Origin of the sequence: Chitinophaga caeni, from assembly GCF_002557795.1 — a bacterium.
Classification (GTDB): domain Bacteria; phylum Bacteroidota; class Bacteroidia; order Chitinophagales; family Chitinophagaceae; genus Chitinophaga; species Chitinophaga caeni.
The window spans coordinates 4,790,851-4,812,269 of the sequence record NZ_CP023777.1; the positions used below are offsets into that span (position 1 = coordinate 4,790,851).

Here is a 21,419-nt window from a genome sequence, read left to right on the forward strand (position 1 = left end):
AACTGTAATACTTTAACTGTTTAGAATTTCACGTTCAAATTGATTCCCCAGCCCCTTCTCGAAGGCAAGGAACCATATTCTAAACCTTGTCCATTACTGTTGTTATAGTTGGAATCGGGATCTACGTTCGGAACATCTTTATACAGTATAAACGGGTTCCTGGCAACTAACCCTACCGATGCCGATTTAAAACCGATTTTCCGGTTGAAGGATCTCGGCAGGCTGTAGTTCAAGGTTATTTCCCTGGCTTTCACGTAAGTAGCCTTATAAATAAATGGCACCGCGATACCGTTGCCATCAGAATAGAACTGGCTCCAGTAAGTGGATGGATCCACTGCTTGGGTGTTTTTCTCATACACTGGCTTCCCTTCGGAATCCGTTCCCGTTTGCACGACGCCTTCCGGCACGTAACCTTTTACATTTCCGGCGGCCCTCCATTCGCCCAACGACATTTTAGCCGCCATGCGGGCTTCTTCAGAAGCAATCCATTCTTCCCTACCCGGTAATGTTTTTACGCTGCTCCCCCTTACAACCAAGAATAGATCCGTCATCGAGAAAATATCAGCGCCATATTTCACATCGAATACGGCATTCAGGCTAAAATTCTTGTAATTAAACTTCGTAGTTAGGCCCCCGGTCCAATCAAAAACACCTTTGCCCAGCACGCGTCTATCTGCCGTAGGTACCGGTGTTAAAGTATTTGGATTCAGGATGATGTTTCCACCGGGATCCCTTTGATAATCATAACCCATGATAGCGCCGTACTTCTCTCCCGGTTTGGCAGCCACTAACAGGCCCAGCCAGCGGGCTTCGGACAGCGCAATGAAAGGTACATCGGGCGCCAAGGATTCTACCTCGTTAATATTGCGGGCAAAGTTTACCGACAAATCCCAACTGAAATCCTTCTTGGAAATCGGTGTACCGGAAACCATCAGCTCCACCCCTTTATTGGTAATCATGCCCGCGTTAATGATCTGCTTACTATAGCCAGAAGATACCGGCGCCGGAACGATATTGATCTGGTCCCTCGAATGCGCCGTGTAATAGGTTCCATCGAAATTCAATCTGCCGTTGAAGAATTTCATATTTAAGCCCGTTTCAAAAGAACGGGTACGGGTCGGTTTAAGGTTGGTATTCGGTATGATGCTCGTTGCTAACTTGGCCGGTTGTACACCGTTAAATGAGAACGGGTATAAATTGTAATACACATCCAACATATACGGATCGGTATCACTACCTACTTCAGCCCATGAAGCCCTGAACTTACCGAACGATAATACATTGCTATGTATTTTGAAAGCATCCGTAAAGATGAAGCTACTGCTGACAGAAGGATAACTGTACACATTATTACCCCCGGGTAAAGTGGAAGAACCATCCCTACGTAAAGTTGCATCTACATACAAATAATCCTTATAAGCAAAAGTTAACAAGCCGTAAGCAGAACGTATTTCGCGGCGGATGTTATTTTCCACGATACTTTTATCCTGGTAACTGTTGATGCTCACCACATCTTTTACCGTCATATTAGAATAAGCGCCGGTAGTACCTTTGCGGTATCTTTGATTTAAACTGGCGCCCAAACGGGCAGTTAGCTTGATATTTTTATTCAGCTTTTTAGTGAAAGTTGCTATGAAATCGGCCTGGTTGGTCGTGTATTTCTGGTTCATCGTGTTCATCAAACCAGACAAAGCCAATGGAGTAGTAACAGGACTGTATTTCTGATAATCCAGGAAAGTAATGTCCGTGGAAGCCCTGGCCATCAAATTCAACCAATTGTTAACCTTATAATTAGCATTTATGGAACCCGTGAGGCGGTCCTTGTTAGTGAGGTTCGACATTTCATACAGCACCCAGTATGGATTTAAGCGGTATTGACCACCACCCCATTCCACGTAATCACCTCCGGGCGATTTATATGTATCGCTGAAAATGGCCTGGTCAATATTATTGGCTAAGCCGTTGAAGTTCTGCCCGATATTGGTTGGAGAATCACCCAGCCCGGCGCGGTTTTTCACTTTCTCCTTCATATAAGTTGCCCGGACTGATACATCCAACCGCTCACCGAACTTAGAGCGGCCGCTGAAGCTGAAAGTATTCCTGCGGATATTACTATTCGGCACGATATCCTCATATCTCAAATCGCCGGCAGAGAACCTGAAGTTAGATTTGTCGGTAGCATTCGTCAAGGAAAGGGTATTATTCAGGGATGAACCCGTTCTGAAGAAGCTATCAAAATTATCTTCCGCTAAAGCATAAGGCCTGGATACGCCATCGAAGCCGATCACGTTAATGTTAGGATCCAATCTCGGTCCAAAGTTGATGAACATCGTACCTTGCGCCTGCTGCTGATCTAAAGGAAGCTGGCCGGATCGCCCTTGGCCGTACAAGTATTGTACGCCGTCGCGTTTCGTAAGTTGATTTTCGAAAGTAGCCGTACTGCTTAGCTCTACACCCAATTCTTTCGAGCGGGAACCTTTTTTAGTCGTAATGAGTATAACACCGTTAGCGGCGCTGCTGCCATAAAGCGCAGAAGCCGACGGACCTTTCAGCACGCTTATTTTTTCGATATCATCCGGGTTCAGCGCGGAGATTGCATCCCCCATATCCACACCCTCCGCGTACTTGGTATCGCCCACTTGACCGTAATTGGAATTATCCATCGGCACACCATCTATAACATATAATGGTTGGTTATTGCCCGTAATACTGGTATTACCGCGGATAATCACCCTGGATGAGCCGGAAGGGCCTCCCGCTGTACTGTTAATAATTAAACCCGGCACTTTTCCCGCCAGCGAATTAATCACGTTTGTTTCCTTTGCTTTGTTGATGGCATCGCCATCAACTTCGGAGAAGGCGTATCCCAATTCACGTTCTTCCCTCCTGATACCGAGAGCGGTTACCACGACATCCTTCAGGTTCCGGACGGCGGAGTGCAAAATGACATCATAATTTTTTTGAGTAGTATTGGTTAAGAACCCGTAGCGTTGATATCCCATCATTTGAATAATAATGCTATCGCCTTTTTGCGCCACGATAGAAAAGTTACCCTTGGGATCGGAGATGACGACTTTCTTATTGTTCTTATTGAGGATACTGGCACTAGGGATAGCGGTACCATCTTCATCGGTGATGGTACCCTTGATAATACCTGGCGATTGAGCCATGGTATCCAGGTGGCATAAAGAGATAATGCCGATGCAACAACAAAGGCGCTGCAATTTTACAATTACATTCATCATAGTGGTAATTTTGGTTGACCTATTTCATTACGTACACGGTCGAAATTTCAATAAAACCAGCCAGGCCCGTTCAGACGGATAAATCCTTTTCCTGGTATACAATCACACATAGAAACAATGAAGAAAGTGCGCTGCAGCAAATGATTTGGTTGATGCATTTACGTTAACGTACACGAAATTTATCCTAAAAAAAGCCCGAAGGCAACGTGTACGTTAACGATTTTTCAAATTTTAAAAGGCTTTATGCAAGCCTTGTTTTTCGTTAACGTACACGAATTTAATCATAATGTTTGAAAATGCAAGGGGTAGAGGAATTTTTTTTGGATTTTTTTTGGGATGCGGGGGATCGGTGCGAGTAGAGACGAGGCATGCCTTGTCTCTACGGATGAACGTTGATCAATTCCGGTAATTCCGGTAATTTTCCTTCGTGATGATATCGATCGGCATATGTTGCACCATATCCACTTGCTTACCCAAAACGAGGTAATTATACAATGCCATAATGCCTTTATGACCTTGTTCCTGCGGTTTTTGACAAATGAGAAAATCAATGAATGATTTTTTCAAGTATTCGATATTCTCCGGTAAAAAATCGTATCCTAAGAGCTTGATATCCGGCTTTCCCGTTTCTTCCAAGAACTTCCCTACTGTTGACACTCTTGAATTGGTGACAAAAATAACCTGCACCTCATGTTCTTTCAGCACACGGTTCAGCTTATTCTTTACCGAACGGTAATCCGTTTGACGGATATCGGTCTTCAATATTTTTGCATTGACGCCGTTATTATCAAAATAAGCTCTGAACCCCTCTTCCTTCTTTAAGAGGTGATGGTGTAGATCCATCTCCTTCGAAATGTTCACGATCAACACCTGTTGCTTTTCACGTAATATATAATGTACCAGGTGAGCCCCGAGGTAGCCGCTCTGGTATAAATCCGGACCGATATAACTCAAGCGTTGCATATGATCCATATCGGAGTTAATAAATACGAAAGGAATATTCTTGGTGCCGCATTTCTTCACCAATTTATTCGTTTCCTCCTCGAACATGGGTGCGCATAAAATACCGTGAAACTCTTGTTTCATGATTTGGTTGACCCTGGCAGAAAAGGTTGATTTATCATTCTGATCGAACAGGAACTCGTTAACAATGACGCCGAAATCCCTGACCTCCGCAGCAGCTTGCCTTATGCCGTTCAACGGTGCATCCCAATACCCAGTTTCCCCCGACGCTGCCGGGATGAGGACAGCCAATTTCCACGTTCGCTTTGAGGCCAACCTCCTTGCCATCATATTGGGCTGATAATCCAGATCCTTTATGATCTTTAAAATCTTTTCCCTGGTCTTCACCGCAACACCGGTACGGTTGTTTAAAACACGATCTACCGTACCGATAGAAACATTCGCCCTCTTTGCTATTTCCTTCACGCCTACTTGGCTGGGTGCCCCTTCATTTTTCATGTATCAATTATTGTGGTTTTACCAGTTGTCATTACCGTAGAATCATTACTACTTTCGAAATTACGAAATTCAAGGCTGTTCCATTTAAAATTTATTTCCCGCATCCGTTCTACCACGAAAATCAAACTGACCAGGTAAAAATATTTGGAAATCTAAAAATAATAAATATTTTTGTGTACGTACACGAATTTTTCATAAAAGACAGCCAACCTTCTTCAATGCTCGCATATAATTAGTATTGCGCAGCAATATTCCTTATTCCCCGGTATCCCAATAAGATATTGACAAAATGTATATGACAGGACTTTTCCAGCGTGCATAACGGTGCGCGGACCGATTACGATTGGCTTTTCCCTATAGTTAAATTCATTCTTTCTCCATGTAAATCCAATTTAAATGAAAACTACTATTTACTTATTGCTGCTGTTAACTACAATAGCTTTAGCTTGTAACAAGCAGCAAATTCTTCAACAAAAACCGGGCGGAAAACCACTGAGCGCCGGCATCACTTCCGGGAGCAGCGGGTTTAAAGTCATCGCTTATCTACCGAAGTACACCAGCACATTGGCCGACCATATCGATGCCTTCGATTTCAGCAAGATCACGCACCTAAACATCGCGTTCTTCAACCCTGATGTTAACGGCGACTTCCCCGCTTCACAAGGAACCGGCTTAGATACCATTGTTTCCAAGGCGCATATGAACGATGTAAAAGTTCTGCTGTCGCTAGGTGGCGGCTCCAACCAAAGCCAGTATGCAGATCTTCTAACTACTGCCAACCGGGCAGACTTTGTAGATAACATCGTTGATCTCGTGTCCTTGTACGGGGTAGATGGTATCGATGTAGACCTGGAAGGTGATAATATCGACTCTAATTACGAAGCTTTTATCCTGGATTTATCCGCCGAATTAAAACCGCAGGGCAAATTACTGACCGCCGCCGTTGCCTGGTGGACCCGCAGCAGGATTACCGACTCTTGCTTGGCGGCATTCGACTTCATCAACGTGATGGCTTACGATAAAGCAGGTGATGAACATTCGCCTTACAGCTATGCAACACAACATCTTGATTACTGGAAAAACGACCGGGGAATGCCTGCTGACAAAGTGGTAATCGGTGTACCTTTCTACGGTTATTATACCGTATCCGGGAGCTTATATTCGATGAAGTTTTCGCAGATCGTTGCAGCCTATCCCGGCAGTGAATACCAGGACAGCGTGAGAAGAACCGATGGGTATTTCGTTAACTATAATGGCATTACCACGATTCAGAACAAGACTGCCCTCGCACAAAACGGTGGCGGCGGTATCATGTTCTGGCAAGTGTTACAAGATGCTAGCGGCTCCCTTTCCCTCTTGAAAGCCATAGATGATAAAATTAATATCGATAGTGGTTGGACCAGCCCATATGTAAACTGGCGTTACAACCTGTACACGGGTGGTAGCAGCACTTTCGGGGATTCTACCGCGATCAAGTACTCCGTTTCATACAAAGGAAATCCCGGTTTCTTACCCGCTCCGTATTACGGTTATGGAAAGGTACATTTACCGGCGAATTGCGGCGGTTCCTTCGAGTTAAGCTCAGCTACAGGTATACCGAGATTAAAGATGACTTCCAGCGCTACGAGTAACCCTTCTAAATATTCCTGGTATAATATTGATGAATCGGAAGCTATTGCCGCGCTCTCTTTCGAACTTGAATTAGATGCTGCTTATACAAATGGTCAATTGATTATACCTTTCGGGTACAGTACTACGGGCAGTACCGTATTTAACAATACGAACCAGTTAACATCTACCTATACACCGGGAGTATTTGGCGCTATCCGGTTAGACTTTTACGGTGGTAGTTATGCAACGCTTTCATACAGGAACAGCAGTTACGGGTATAATGTCATCAATAATACCACTTTTAATAAAACGGGTAATTATAAAGTCGAACTGTATTGTAATAATAACAGTATTTCAACTACTTATAATAAAGGCGGGAGCACTTATACTTTGCCGGCACAAACTTTTAATGTTTGGGTGAATGGTACAAGGCTTGCAACGGGCGCTTCTTTAGTTGACTTCCCGGCTTCAGGGGAATTATCATCCTTGAGTGATATCAATAGTCTCTGTGTAAACGGTTCCGGCAATTCCGGAACGGCCTCACCATATACGCCCCCCAATTCCATGCAGGTTTACTTATCTAACGTGAATGTTAAATACAGTTTAGGTGATTAAAGATTTCATATAAATCGGGTCTTTCAGACCAAGAAAGCAGCCATGCCGGCGGTCGCCCTTTTGGGTGACCGCTAATTTCTTATTAAAATGCTCGCTAGCTTAGCCTGATGCGTTCCTCCTCTATATCCAATTGCAACAAATAATTACGGATCACCTCTTCATCATGCTTATCCTTAGAATGTCCCAATTCCAGTAACCATTGCCGTTGTTTACTAATTACCTCGAGATAAATTTCCCTGCTTTCCCCGGTTACCGCATAATCTATTTCATCGCTGCTTTTACCCCGCAACTTATCCGCTAGTTGTTGCAGGAACGGGTGCTTCGACAATTGCTCACTATATTCCGTTGTCAAAAAGTTATAGCCATGGCCGGCTACTCCTTTGCGTAATATTTCGACCGATTCTTCTTCCGGTAAGTAATCTTTATAAACCGGCAAACCGATCTTTTTAATGATCACCGGCAAGGTTAGTCCTTGAACGAGCAAGGTGGTCAGAATGACGATAAATGTAATAAACAGAATCAGGTTACGCTGCGGAAAAAGTAAACCATTGTCCATCTGTACGGGGATTGATAATGCTGCCGCCAAAGAAACGACACCGCGCATCCCCGTCCATCCCAGGATAAAAGGCACCCTAATGCCTGGGTTACTGGCGTCTGCCACCGTTATAAAATTCCTCGCGATCAGCGTCGTAATCACGGCGCCATATGCCGCGATAATCCTCACCAATATCAATACAGCGCTTATCAATAAACCGTAACCGATCGCCTGGCTTAAACTGACACCTTCCGTAGCTAAGCCTGCCCTGATCTCCGAAAGATCTAAGCCGATTAATATAAATACCAGTCCATTTAACACGAATACCAAGCTTTGCCATACATTTACGCCCCTCAAACGGGAGCTGCTGCTCAAAAATTCATGCCGTTTATTCGAAAGTAATAAGCCACCACTTACAACGGCCATCACACCGGAGCTATGTAATTCCTCCGCAACCAGGTACATCACGTAAGGGGCAACGATCGATAGTATAATGTCCATATTCGTGTCGGTTGGCAAGTTCTTATGAATTTTCATGAAAATCCATCCCACTAGCAGCCCGATCCCGATGCCACCTACTACCATCCAAACGAAACTCGCCGCTGCGTTGTACCAAATAAATTGTCCTGTTCCAACCGCGATCATTGCAAATTGGAATATGATTAGCGAAGAAGCATCGTTCATCAAACTCTCTCCTTCCAAGATAGAAGATACGCGGCGCGGCACTTTTACGAATTTCAGGATGGAACCTGCACTCACTGCATCCGGCGGGGAAACGATACCACCCAGCAAGAAACCCATCGCTAACGAGAATCCGGGAATTATTTTATTGGAAACAATGGCAACTGCCGTAGCGGTAAAAAAAACAACGATGAATGCAAAGCTGCCTACTATCCTTCGCCAGTGCCACAGTTCTTTCCAGGATATAGCCCAAGCTGCCTCGTAAAGCAGGGGCGGTAAAAAAATGATGAATATCAACTCCGGGTCTATATGGAATGGCGGCAGCCCCGGAATAAAGCTAACAGCCAGTCCCGTAATAACTAATAATACAGGGTATGCGACCTTAATCTTATTTGCCAGCATGATAATTAAAACCAGCAGAACAATTAAACTTAAATAAAATGTGAAATTCCCGATCATATTTGCATCATTGAGATAATAGGAAAATTATAAAATTTTCTGATGCCGAACTACCGATTTGGATGATAAGTGATTGAAACTAACATTTTTTTTTAATTATTAACGGCATAACGCGACCGGTATTCGGTAGGAGTGCAACCCATCTTTGCTTTAAATTGACGGGAAATATTTTTGTACTCTATGAAACCCATTTCTATCGCGATCTCGACTATCGGGCTGTTCGTTTCTAATAATTTTTCTGCAAACTTTTCTATTTTCAGATTGAGGATATAAGAATAGATCGAGTAATTCGTGGCATTTTTAAAACGGGATTCCAACAAGCGCCGGGAAAGCGGCACCAATTTCAATAACTCGTTTACATTCAGCTTGCGATCCAAGTTTTGGTGGATGTATTTCAATACGATCGATATCTGTGCATCTTGCGTGGCATACACATCTGTTGACTTACGGGTAACGATATGGGTGGGGTTTACGATCACGTCATCATGCAGATCACCTGGTCTTTCGATCATGCTTTCCATCAACCGGGCTGCCTCGTAGCCGCCTTGCTCAACATCTTGGTGAATAGAAGAAAGCTGCGGATCGGATAATGTGCAGATGATTTCATCATTATCCACACCTAGAACGGCGATTTCATCGGGAATTTGGATGCCCGCCTGGTTGCAAACTTCGATAATATGATGCCCCTGGTGATCATCGCAGGTCATGACCGCGGCCGGCTTGGGTAAGTTACGCAACCAATCCATCAGCGGCGCCGATTCATAATACCATAAATCCGTGGATTCTTCATTTTGATATTCGAAAAATCGGTCGTGGAACCCGTTTTTCTCCAATTCGTTCTTAAACCCTTCACAACGTTCTTCCGACCAAACGATCCCTTTAAAACCGTAAAAGCCGAAGTGCTGGAATCCTTTCTTGATAAAATAAGCCGCCCCCATCTTACCCGCCAGGTAATGATCTCCCGTGATATTGGGAATATCGGTAAACCGCTGTTTAAAATCTTGCGCAATGGCGGCAATACCGTTTTCTTGAAAGATTTTAACATTGTCGCTATTATAAAACTGCGCGATGATCCCATCGGCCTTCCATTTCAATGCCCATTCCAAAACGCCTTCCACTTCGTGTACTTCCCGGTACGACAACGGCATTTTACATAACACCCAAGATCCCCTACCCTTGGAGTAATTCACGATTCCTTTCAGAAGTCCATTGGCATAATCTTCGGTAAAATCAGTTAGCAAGATAATCCGCGGCATATGGTTCCAGCTATTTAAAGTATAGTTCTAAATGTAAGGATTTTAATCTATTGAAGCATGAAAGGCATGGAATCATATGATCTCCATGCCTTCATACATTTTTCCACGTACTATAATTAGGCTAATTCATTGCAATTATCCATGGACGCACATTCCAAGCTGCAAGCTGGATAGAGGTTGCGCCTAACTTTTCCATATCCATCGGCAACTTGCACTCCACGATCCTAGCTTCTCCTGGCAAAATAGTGAAATAATTATCCGACCAGGTAACGGGAACAATGATATTACCTTGCGCATCCTTCAATTTCAAGTTTACGAAGAAGGCTATGTTTTCCCCGGTATTTTTAATCTTTACCTGTAACATACGGTTACCCGGTGCAGTCATCAGCTCCTTTTCCAAGCTGGCGCTTGGCAGTTCGTTTAATTCTTTAAAGCTAGCATAAGATAACATGGGCGAGCCTACCCAATCCGAATTTTCCCAATCATAAACATCTTGGCCGGAAGAAAGGGTATAAAAATTATCCGTTATCAATTTACCTTTCCCATCAACCAACTTCAATGAAAGGAAAGTGTTCCGATCCATTTTATCGAGGGTAAATATTTTCCTGGCCAGTTCCGATGAGCCTGAAATATCAATCTTTTCCTTCAATAAACGCTTTGAATCGTAAGAGAATACTTCCACGATCGCCTTAGCTCCTTTGAGAGCAACTGTTGATTCATTGACGAAATAAATACCTTGATCTTTATAATTATAAATCAATTGTGCCGGTTGGTTTGCTTTTTTCACCCCGTAATAGGTCGGGGTGGGTATACCGTAATAATCATAGAGTTGCCAATACATCGACGGCCAGGCCGAGTTCAACATCCATTGAATAACACCCGTTGTTTTCGGTTGCTTCACGCGGAAAGCTTCGAACATGCTCTTAGTAGATTCGTAGCCTAACAAGTGCGCTTTATTGATATAATCTTCCAGGTTAACAGCAGCGCCGTATTTAGCATCCATGACCTTGGTCAAAACTTTCAGGCTGTTCAATGCCGTAGATGATGTGGTGCAATGAGCATCCCATGTAGCGCCGATTGGCCAAAGCTGATCCGGGGGGATCATCTTTTCTATAGACTCCAGAACAGGTAATTGCGCCCCGGTCCCGGTTTCCGTATTGAATCCATACGCACCGCCCAATTTGTCATCAATAAACCAATAATTGGGTCCTACATATTCATAGGGTCCGAGCATCTTCATGCCCGTGGGGCCGGTTACGTCGCTTTTCAAACCCTTGGCGGAACCGATATACGGGCGATTATCGTTCTCTTTTAAGAAGGATAAATAGCGCCGCTCCAATTCCGGCCTTAACAATTTATCACTACCACCATACCAAGCGATGATAGCGGGATGATTTCTCAACCATTTTACCTGGTCTTCAAAATACCGCGTCAGCAAATTGATATCGTGTTCGGAGCGGATGCAACCGAAATCATCGTCCGGTATGCCCAAGTAGCCTTCCCATTCCCATTGGCAGCTCCATCCAACCAATGCAAGGATGCCGTATTGATCGCAGAGGTCATAAATGTTTTGAGAAGTTCCCCAGATGTTTTCAAAACGGATCGTATTCAGGTTCATATCTTTCACGTACCGTACTTGCCGCTCGTTGGATCCCGGCGTATCACGCAGGAATATATCATCCGTCCACCCGGCGCCCTTAATGAACACTTTCTTTCCATTCAACTTATAACCGCGATGTCCTTCCCCAGTAAAATAGGTATCGATCTGCCGTATACCGAAGGTGACAGTTTTACGGTCGCTTGTTTTATTACCGGATACGAATGCCAGGTTAAGTTGGTATAATTCAGGTTTGCCAAGATCATGGCTCCACCAAAGGCGCGGATTCGTGATTGATAAAGCCTTCATCTGCGCGGGATCGATCTTAACCAATTGTCTTTGTTTCGCGGCAAGGCTGACCGGCTTAGAATAATGTTTTCCTTCCAACTTCAATTCCAAAGTCCCGTTCACGGGATGATCGCTATAATTGACTAGTTCGGTTTGAACCGTTAGTTGTGCGGATTTTAAAGTAGCGGTGTCAACGATCGTCTTCACCCAGCTATTCTCAATGCCAATATCCCCGGTAATTACGACTTTTACATCGCGGAAAAGCCCCATGCTTTCATCGAGCGGCCGGGGATTCCAATCTACGAAACCGATATTCGGTTCCCCTTTCTGAGCACGGAATACTTCGACTGCCAGGAAATTTTCCGGTTTGGCGACACCGGTAATATCGAAACTGTAACGGCAGAAGGAGCCGTACACTTGCGTTTTAGGTGCAATCAATTTGCCGTTGATCCAGATATTAGCGCGGTAAGAAATACCATCAAATACCAGGTGAACACGTTTGTTTGGCTCCAGGGGTAAAGCGAAACTTGTTCGATACCACCAAGATGTATCAAATGCCGAGCGATCCGCCTTTTTATAGTTATCCGCCAGGAAAATATCCTTGTATAGTCCATTAGCCGTCAAGGTAGCCATGACGGTTGAGGGTACATTTGCCGGGAACCAGTTGACAGTATTCCCTTGCGATGTAGATAATTTCTTGCCATCATCATGTACCTTGGCGGCACTCTGGATTTTCCAATTACCGGAGAGTAGTATTTCTCCATGAGCATTTGTCTTCTGCTGCGCCGATACATCCGGGTGGCACCAGGAGCAGATCCCTGCTACCGCCAGTAAAAACAAGTTCTTCTTCATAACAATTAATACATTTCAATCTTGTTTACAACTAAAGCGCCCGCACCCAAAATACCGATATCCGCGTTACGGGAAACTTTGATCTGAATATTTTTAATCGTCTCCGGGTAAGGGAAACTTTCCATGATGGTATACATTTCATCCGAAAAATAAGGGAAAGCACCAGCAATTCCGCCACCGATAATAATAAGCTGCGGATCGTAAGCAAACAGGATCGTTTGCATTAATACCCCGATATGCTTCCCAAATTCTTTCCAAAGGCCCAGTTCTCCTTCCAAGGCTTTCTCCGCGGCGATCATCCCGGTCGTATTATGCAACTTAAAAAATTCGCTTCCGCAATAATGCTCCAAGGTTGCTTCGAGGTATGGAATACAACCTATTTCTCCTGCCCCGCTATTCTTTCCCGCGTATAATTGATCATTGATGATGATCCCCGCACCGACACCGGTTCCTAGCGTCACTCCCACTACATCTTTAAATTCCCGGCCGATCCCAAATTCTTTTTCACCTAATACGAAGCAATTCGAATCATTATTGATGAATACCGGTACATTGAATGTTGCGGATAAAATCTCTTTCAAAGGAACTTCTTGCCAAGCGGGAATATTGGCTACATTATAAACAATACCCCTGGCGATGTCTACTACCGAAGGCACCCCGATTCCAATTCCTTCGATATCATCCGTCATCATGCCGCGGATTAATTTCTTAAAATACGCTAACGAATCTTCCAATGACAAACCAGCCATACTTGGCTCCACGATTTTTTTAACCACTTTCCCATCACTTATCTGCCCGATCCTGACATTACTTCCACCTAGATCAATACCTAACATCATGAGGATATGCTTTGAATTATTTTATAGAATGAATAAATAAATATCGAGGATTTATCCCGGTGCGAAACCGGGATAATTTTAATAGACAAAAAACGGTTAATACTGCTTTTTATCATCTCAAATCCTACGTACTAAAAATATACCAGGTGCTTATTACTTCGCTTTAAAACACCAAAACGTTGCTTCGTTCCACACTTCAAACTCGATCCCCGGCTCAGCCCAGGCCAATACCATCTTATCATCTGAAAGAGAGATTATATCGAATACATATACCGGGGCCGTATCCCAACAACTGCTGCCGGATAATACGGTGGCTCCAGAAAACTGCAATTCCCCGATACTCCATACCGTGCCATTTTCCTTCACCTTTTTCTTGGACATATCAAATTTAAAGGTACCTTTCTCGATCACATCTCCACCTACCTTACGACGGGTAAAATTTGCGCCGCCATTCAGGTCAAATACCATTTCTTCATCAGCGCTCACTACTTTACCGCCGAACACTTCATCGCCAATTCCGAAAACGCTCCAGCCCGGACCAAAATCATTCCCGTAGCCGGCAGTACCGTATACAATGCCGCCGAAACTCTCCGGATCCCATTCCCAAACTTTACCGGCAGGATCCTCACCGCCGAAAATAGTCCATTCTGCCTCCGCAGGTTTATCGATTTTAGTCACATTAACCTTCCTGGTAGTAGTCACGGTGCCGCCATCACACAGACCCGTAAAAGTAATGGTCGTTTCCCCGAGGAAAGGTAAACGTACAACTTCCTTTTGCTTGGTAGATTTACCGATAACGTAGTCCCAATAAGACCCGACGCCCGGCGTATTATTTTCCATCAGGATTTCGTTGCTTCCTTCCGAAACGGATTCCACGACTAAACTGAGTTGATCTTCCGGAACCACTCCCCCCATGGGTTTATCATCTACGACCGGTTCGCAAGCGAACAAAACGATCATGGGTATCAATAGCTTTATAATATGTTTCATATCATTCTATTTAAATGAATGTTGTAAAGATGTTATTCCCAACCAGGTGTTTGCTTTAAAACGCCGGATGAAAGTTGAATTTCCGCTTCAGGGATGGGCATAAAACCACCCGTTTCATTGAATCGTCCCACTTGGTCGCCTAGATCCAGGTTGGTTGGTACACCATCATTTTGAATTTCTACACCGTTTTGATTGTTCAAGGCTTGTGCAGCAATGCCCCAACGCATCAGGTCAAAATAGCGCAAACCTTCGAAAGCCAATTCCCAGCGGCGTTCGTTGCGGAGCGCATTATCCGAATATGCAACGGCGCCCAAGCCTACTCTTTGGCGCACGAGGTTTAGAGGTGCGGCATCTTTTTTCAATTCGGCAGCCATCAACAATACATCCGCAAAGCGGATAATCACCAGGTCCTGGGTATTATTGATTTGATAATCATCATTTACCATTTCGCCGTATAATTCTTTACTATAATTCACGAATCCACCGTCCTTTTTCACGTTTACGGCGATGTATTTCTTTTGCCAAAGGCCGGATTCGTGCTGTTGATGATCGGCAGCCCATTGGTAAGCCGGCATTTCGTTATCTGCGTCGGTAACATCGATGATAGAGCCTTTTTTACGCGGATCGTTTTGTGGCCAGTTATTCCATAATTGCGGGTTTACCGGGCCAAAACCCCAACCTTTTCCATAAGGGAAGATACCCGCTTCATCCTGCTCACGGGGAGAAAAATATAAGTTGATGCGGTTACAATCTCCCACGTTATCCCAAGTCACTTTCGCAGCATTTTGAAAAGCGAAGATGGTTTCATAGTTACCACCACTTTCCCCGGCCCATTGCAGATCATTATCAATAGAGTAAGGATAGCCATCCCTTTTAGAAAGCAAGTTGCTATAAGGCCATAAATTGCGAAAATCCGGGTAAAGGTCATAGCCGCTATGAGTAATGCAATCGTCTAAATAATTAACAACCTCTGTTTTACCCATGGTACCGCCACCCGGTAAGTTGATGGTTTCATTCTTATAATACCCGGAATAGAACAGGTAAGCCCTGCCCATCAATGCTTCGGCCGCCCATTTACTGGCCCTGCCTCTTTCAGCTACTTTAGGGGTGTTTGGCATCTTTTCGATAGCCATTTTCAAATCGGCAGCGATCTGGCCAAAAAGTTCATCTGCACTGGCTCTCGGCAGGTTTTCTGGATCGGGTGAGAGTACTAGCGGCGCCGTTCCGAATAACTTGGCTAGGTAGAAATAAGAATAGGCTCTCAGGAAATAAGCTTGTCCTTCAACGTACGAACGGGAGGCCTCGCTATCCCAAGTAATCATATCCAGGGATCTCAACAACATGTTTACCCGGAAGATGCTTCTATATGCGTTTGACCAGGTATCGCGGAACATGTTCGGATCCGACAATACAAATTTTTCGAGGTTGGCCCAATCCTTATCATCCGGCCCACCGCCACCGAAGCGGTCGTCCGAAAGCACCTCTCCTACCACAAACGCGCAACGCGCATTTTCGTCCATTTCCATGGCGCGGGCAGCGGCATATACGCCGGTGAGTAAATTATTAACCTCATCCTGGTTCCCGGGATAGTTGGATGTATCCTTTTCGGTGAGGTTCTCCGTATCTAAGAATTTGTTACAGGCCACCAAGGAGACGGCTGCAATCATTATGATGATGATTCTTTTCATGTCGCTAGTTTTAGAAGTTCAGATTAATACCCACCATATAGGTTCTAGGGCTTGGATAAAAACCAAGATCGATTCCAGAAACCCATCCTTGCCCTGCACCATAACCGATTTCGGGATCCATACCGGGGTACTTGGTGATCGTGAACAGGTTTTGCGCACCCACGTACACATGTGCCTTTTGTAAGAAAGTACGCGGGAACAACCTGCATAAATCATATCCTATGGTGATATTTTGCATCCGCACGTAATCCCCGTCTTCCATGTACAAATCAGAAACGTATTGCCTGTTGGTATGCACATTCGTACTAAGCCTAGGGAACCTGTTGGAGGTCCCGGCGCCGTGCCAACGGTCGAATATGTCGGCAGTGAAATTATCCTTCGGGGAATCACTCCAGGAACGGTATGACCTTAAAATTTGATTCCCGAAAACACCGCGCATTTGAATACTGATATCGAATCCCTTATAGCTGGCATTTAAACCCAAGCCTACCAAGAAATCGGGATGCGGGTTTCCGATCATACCACGATCGTTTGGCGTGATTTCGCCGTCACCGTCGCGGTCTACCCAAATAACATCCCCTTCGCGCGTTCCATCCAACTTGGCACCTTTATATTCATCCACTTCTTGCTGTGTTTGGAAGATCCCGGCAGTTTGGTAACCATAGAAGAAACCAACCGGGTAGCCGACCTGCGCGCGGTAACTCTCGGTAGAACCTTGGAAGAGAACGTCCGTTCCACCGTGAATGATTCCTTCCGAATTGGCCAGGCGGGTTACCTTGTTCTTATTATAAGCCATGTTGGCATTTACCCCGTATTGGAAGGCACCGATATGATCTTTCCAATCTACGGCTAGCTCGATACCTTTATTCTCGATATCTCCACCGTTAATATAAGGTGCTCCCGTGCCGTAAGAAGCTAATTGCGGTGCAACGACCAACCAATCTTTCGTTTTCTTGATATAGTAATCGAAGGCAAGTCCCAGGCGACTATTCAAGAAACGCGCATCCAAGCCGATATTGGTTTGCTCGGAAACTTCCCAGCTAACATCTTCATTCGGTAAAATCCTGGGGTAAGAACCAATTAACGGAACCGTTTTATCATCCCCGAAAGTGTATTGCGCATTATTAGATATCGGAGATAAGTATTGGAATGGCGCTATGGACTGGTTACCATTTTGTCCCCAGCTGGCCCTTAATTTCAAGAAATTAACCGCGGTAGAAATTTTTTGCATGAAAGGTTCAGAAGTCATGATCCAACCAGCGGACACGGAAGGGAAATACCCCCAGCGGTTGCCTTCCGCGAAGTTAGAAGAACCATCAGCGCGTAATACCAGGGAGAGCATATATTTATCAGCATAATCGTAGTTCACGCGACCGAAGAAAGAAGCGATAGAGCTTTTACCCCAAGGCGTCCCGCCCATCGAAGTAGCGGCATTGATTTCCGTCAATGGCGCATTGCTGATATACGCATGTTTAAAATCATGAAAAATAGGATTACCATTAGCTGCATTCAAACTTTCACCGAGCCCGTATTGTTCTAATGATTGTCCTACCATCGCGTTGAAGTTGTGCTTCTCTCTCAAAGAAAATTGGTACGTCAGCGTATTTTGCCAAGTATAGCTCATCCCGGCCCACATGCTTTGCGAAACGGATTCCAAAGTATTAAATACCGTAGAAGAGAAGCTATATTTCGGGTTAAAGCTGCGGTAACTTCCCGCATTGAGCGTATAACCAAAATTCGAGTTCAACACCAAGCCTTTGACCGGTTCGATGTTTAAGAATATATTGGCTTTCAGGTTGTGATTCTTATTTAAATTTTTTGAGCGCACATCCATCTGGGCGATGGGGTTGGCTGTCCTGATTTCCCAAGGAATCGCGTAATGGTATTCCCCGTTCTCATCTAAATTCGGAAGGAAAGGGTTTGTTTTGATCAGGTTACGAACATCATTATACCACATATCACCAATAGCGATACCGTTGTTCTGAACGAAAGAATACAACAGGTTCTCACCCAATTTCACGATAGCGCGATCATTATGTTTGTACAGCGTATGCTCCGAGTTGATCCTGGCGGTATAACGCTCGTAATCCGGTTGCGCGGGTTTTCCCAAGATACCCTCCTGGGAAGTAAATCCGAAACCAACGGAATAAACAGATTGTTCGTTACCACCGCTAAAGTTCAGCGTATAGTTCTGTGTCGGCGCATTTTTATTACGGGAAAGGTCCAACCAATTCGTTCCTTTCCACGAGCCGTTCGCAATTTTATCCCAGTCGGGAACATCGGCAGCAAAATCGTAAGGAGTAAGTCCATCCATCAACCTGGCTTCGTTCACGATCACCGCATATTGCTGTGCATTCAATACCTGCGGCATGCGGTATACATTCTGTGCCCCGTAAAACCCATCGATAAAGATCTTCATCTTTCCGGCCTTCCCTTGTTTCGTAGTAACTAATACTACCCCGTTGGCAGCCCTGGAACCGTAAATCGCAGCAGAGGCAGCATCTTTTAGAACGTCGATAGATTCGATATCAGCCGGGTTAATACTATTAATATCACCCCCGGGAGAACCGTCGATGATATAAAGGGGGCTGGCATCGCCCACGGTGCCGAGACCACGTATTACGACCTTAAAACCTTCCCCCGGCATACCGGAAGATTGGGTAATGTTTACACCCGGCGCCTGGCTTTGTAAAGCGCCTAAAGGGTTCACCGTATTTAACTTGCGTAACTCCTCGCCTTTCACTTGGACAGTGGCGCCCGTCACTAATTTTTTCTTTTGGGTACCGTAACCCATCACCACCACCTCATCCAAATTACCCAGGTCGGCATCCAATACGATGCTGAGGTTTGTTTGCGTACCTACCTGGATTTCCTTTGCTTTAAACCCGATGTAAGAGAATATTAAAACGGCATCATTAGAAGGAACTTCCATGCTAAAGGCGCCTTGTGCATCGGTCACCGTTCCTTTAGAAGTACCTTTTAACAAGATGTTGACCCCGATCAATCGTTCGCCGGAAGCATTGCTTACCGTACCTTTGACGGTTCTTGATTGCCGGGGGGATAGTTCCATGTATTTACCGCCCGCGGCGTACATGGAAGGGGGAATCGCGAGTAGCGAAATCATGATCATAAGCAAGCGGATGCTGATCATAACTCCCCGTGATTCGTGCAGCATTTGTAGAGTTTTCATATAAATCGATTTTTATCATGCCATACTCCGGTTAGGAGTTAATTAAGACGATCGGTTGATTTGTTGCGGCCATTACTTTTCTTTATTAAGTCAACATCTTATATGCATCATGAAACCTTAGGGCAATGACGGTCCGTTCCGGGAGTTGGCCATCCCGGTCAGTACCTTGTATTTCGATTGAAAGGAGCAAAGCTCAGAGTAGCTTGTTGTGAATTAACCTAAGCTAAGCGTCATTGCACAATTTTGGTTGATCTGTTTCCTACCTGGGTTTATTTTTTGAATGAATACAGCATTTTGGTTGAACAAGTCATCGTTTTTCATCGCGTAAGCTTGGAATATCGCTTTATACTTTTCATGCAACATCTGATGAAATATTCCCAAGGCATTAACTTAAACAAATATATTATGACTAGACAGTAAAATCAACCTTGTTTTGCGCATACCTATCCTCATTTTGCGCAAAAATTTAACAAACTTGTCATATGGATATACAAAGGGATCCTCCTTCGGTTAACAATCTTGATGGGTTATAACAAAACATACTTCAAAAAAAATGGTGCCTGGCAGAACATAAATATGTTCCACCGGCACCATTTAGAATCACAACAATTTCTATTACAATGGGTTTTGGACAACTATACCATTGGTGTTGTTGATTTCATCTTGCGGTATTACGAATTGCCATCTTTTGTCAGTCGGTTCTACGTAAAGAACGTCACCGGCAAGACTTGAATTATGATTTCCACCCCTTCTATCCAAGGCGATGTTCATACGTTTCAGATCGTAGAAGTCGAAACCTTCACCCCACAATTCTATACGGCGTTGTGTTAGTATCTCATCGATCAGGGCAGCACCCGTATTGGTACTCATTACATAATTAGGATCACGTTGATGAGCCAGGGTATATAAAGCTTGCGCAGCTTCGGCAGTTTTACCGTCGCGGGCATTTGCTTCCGCTTCGATCAGGATCATTTCGGAGGCACGCATCAATACCAGGTCACCGATACTGCTACCGCCATCCGCAACGCGGAACTTACGGCTCATATATGGGTAGCGTTTACCGCTATTAGGAATGGGGAAGTCGGTATTTTTACCTGTAGAATCCCATAATTGCTTCCTGACATCGGTATCTGTAATCTTAGCATATAATGGAGAGAAGATTGCTTTGGGATTCCCCCTGATGTTCGATGAACCGAAGTTACAGGACATGTATGCAAAGAAGGAATAATAATAAGTAGTTTGATCCGACTGTTGGTGCACACCCCAGATCCACTCATCATTGGAGTAATCATTAAACCCTGACATATAATCTGCATCACTCATCAACGTGAAACCATCCCTTGCACGGGCAGCATAATAAGCGGCGGAGTCCCACCTTTGTTGAGTCAATGCAACACGGGCTTTTAAACCTTCAGCAACATTCAAATCAAGATGTGAAATATTGGCGCGGTTATAATTTTGCAACATGGCCTTAGCCTGATCCAAATCGGCATTGATCTGGGTATATACTTCTTCCACGGTATTCCTCGGCGTGATCGGCTCGTTGGGCATCAATTTCAAAGGAACGGCCAGGCTGGAATTATCTCCACCCTTAACATAACGTTCCCCGAACAATTGAACCATCTGGTAATAAGCCCAGGCACGGTAAGCATAAGCTTCTCCCTTGATTGCCATCTTATCTTCTTCGGGGCCGGTAGCGCCGTCCACGTTTGCTAAGATCATATTGGCATTACCGATGATCGTGTAGTAAAAAGCATAATTAAAGAATGGAACCCGGCTGGTACTGATACGGTGCGAGATCCATTTATATTCATTGTTGAACCAACCGTTTCCGGCTGCCGTCATTACCAGGTCCCTTCCCATTACATTCATGTAAATCATGTTGGCACTTTGACCACCTTGGTCCTGGTTACTATAAAACTGGGAATACAAGTAGCGGTGAATACCGTTTACAGCAGCCCAAGCGTTGTCTGTTGTACTGAAAGCATCTTCTGTTGCAACCTGGTCTGTAGGATTGGTTGTTAAATAATCCTTGCTGCAAGACAACATTACCAGGGCAAAGAAAAAGAGGGATAAGTATTTCCCTTTGCTCAATAATTTATTCGAAATCAT

The 21,419-nt window shown here is 44.5% G+C and carries 11 protein-coding genes; 1 reads left to right on the top strand and 10 read right to left on the bottom strand.

Annotated features, from left to right (window positions below; all coding sequences use genetic code 11):
• Positions 1-20 precede the first annotated feature (20 nt).
• Complete coding sequence (locus tag COR50_RS19960; protein WP_098195633.1) at positions 21-3,245, bottom strand: SusC/RagA family TonB-linked outer membrane protein; 3,225 nt, start codon at positions 3,243-3,245, stop codon at positions 21-23.
• 396 nt (positions 3,246-3,641) lie between these two features.
• A complete protein-coding gene (locus COR50_RS19965) occupies positions 3,642-4,706 on the bottom strand; it encodes a LacI family DNA-binding transcriptional regulator (protein ID WP_098195634.1) in 1,065 nt (354 codons plus the stop codon).
• Between the two features lie 396 nt (positions 4,707-5,102).
• Here COR50_RS19965 and COR50_RS19970 point away from each other — a divergent pair, with 396 nt between their 5' ends.
• On the top strand, positions 5,103-6,932 hold the full coding sequence (locus COR50_RS19970; protein ID WP_098195635.1) for a glycosyl hydrolase family 18 protein: 1,830 nt from the start codon (positions 5,103-5,105) through the stop codon (positions 6,930-6,932).
• A gap of 94 nt (positions 6,933-7,026) precedes the next feature.
• Here COR50_RS19970 and COR50_RS19975 read toward each other — a convergent pair whose 3' ends face one another.
• The 8 genes from COR50_RS19975 to COR50_RS20010 form a co-directional block, all read right to left on the bottom strand.
• Positions 7,027-8,607, bottom strand: coding sequence for a Na+/H+ antiporter (locus tag COR50_RS19975; protein ID WP_098195636.1), 1,581 nt, complete (start codon positions 8,605-8,607; stop codon positions 7,027-7,029).
• Positions 8,608-8,699: 92 nt separating this feature from the next.
• Complete coding sequence (locus tag COR50_RS19980) at positions 8,700-9,863, bottom strand: AraC family transcriptional regulator (RefSeq protein ID WP_098195637.1); 1,164 nt, start codon at positions 9,861-9,863, stop codon at positions 8,700-8,702.
• A gap of 121 nt (positions 9,864-9,984) precedes the next feature.
• Positions 9,985-12,600 carry a glycoside hydrolase family 2 protein gene (locus COR50_RS19985; RefSeq protein ID WP_098195638.1) on the bottom strand — a complete coding sequence of 872 codons (2,616 nt, stop codon included), beginning with the start codon at positions 12,598-12,600 and terminating at the stop codon, positions 9,985-9,987.
• Positions 12,601-12,605: 5 nt separating this feature from the next.
• Positions 12,606-13,439 (bottom strand): ROK family protein, encoded by an 834-nt coding sequence (locus COR50_RS19990; protein ID WP_098195639.1) that lies wholly within the window; start codon positions 13,437-13,439, stop codon positions 12,606-12,608.
• A gap of 153 nt (positions 13,440-13,592) precedes the next feature.
• Positions 13,593-14,429: a hypothetical protein gene (locus tag COR50_RS19995; RefSeq protein ID WP_098195640.1), complete on the bottom strand. Its 837-nt coding sequence runs from the start codon at positions 14,427-14,429 to the stop codon at positions 13,593-13,595.
• Positions 14,430-14,461: 32 nt separating this feature from the next.
• A complete protein-coding gene (locus COR50_RS20000; protein ID WP_098195641.1) occupies positions 14,462-16,117 on the bottom strand; it encodes a RagB/SusD family nutrient uptake outer membrane protein in 1,656 nt (551 codons plus the stop codon).
• Positions 16,118-16,127: 10 nt separating this feature from the next.
• Positions 16,128-19,307: a SusC/RagA family TonB-linked outer membrane protein gene (locus tag COR50_RS20005; RefSeq protein ID WP_198405721.1), complete on the bottom strand. Its 3,180-nt coding sequence runs from the start codon at positions 19,305-19,307 to the stop codon at positions 16,128-16,130.
• 615 nt (positions 19,308-19,922) lie between these two features.
• Positions 19,923-21,419 carry a RagB/SusD family nutrient uptake outer membrane protein gene (locus COR50_RS20010; RefSeq protein ID WP_098196337.1) on the bottom strand — a complete coding sequence of 499 codons (1,497 nt, stop codon included), beginning with the start codon at positions 21,417-21,419 and terminating at the stop codon, positions 19,923-19,925.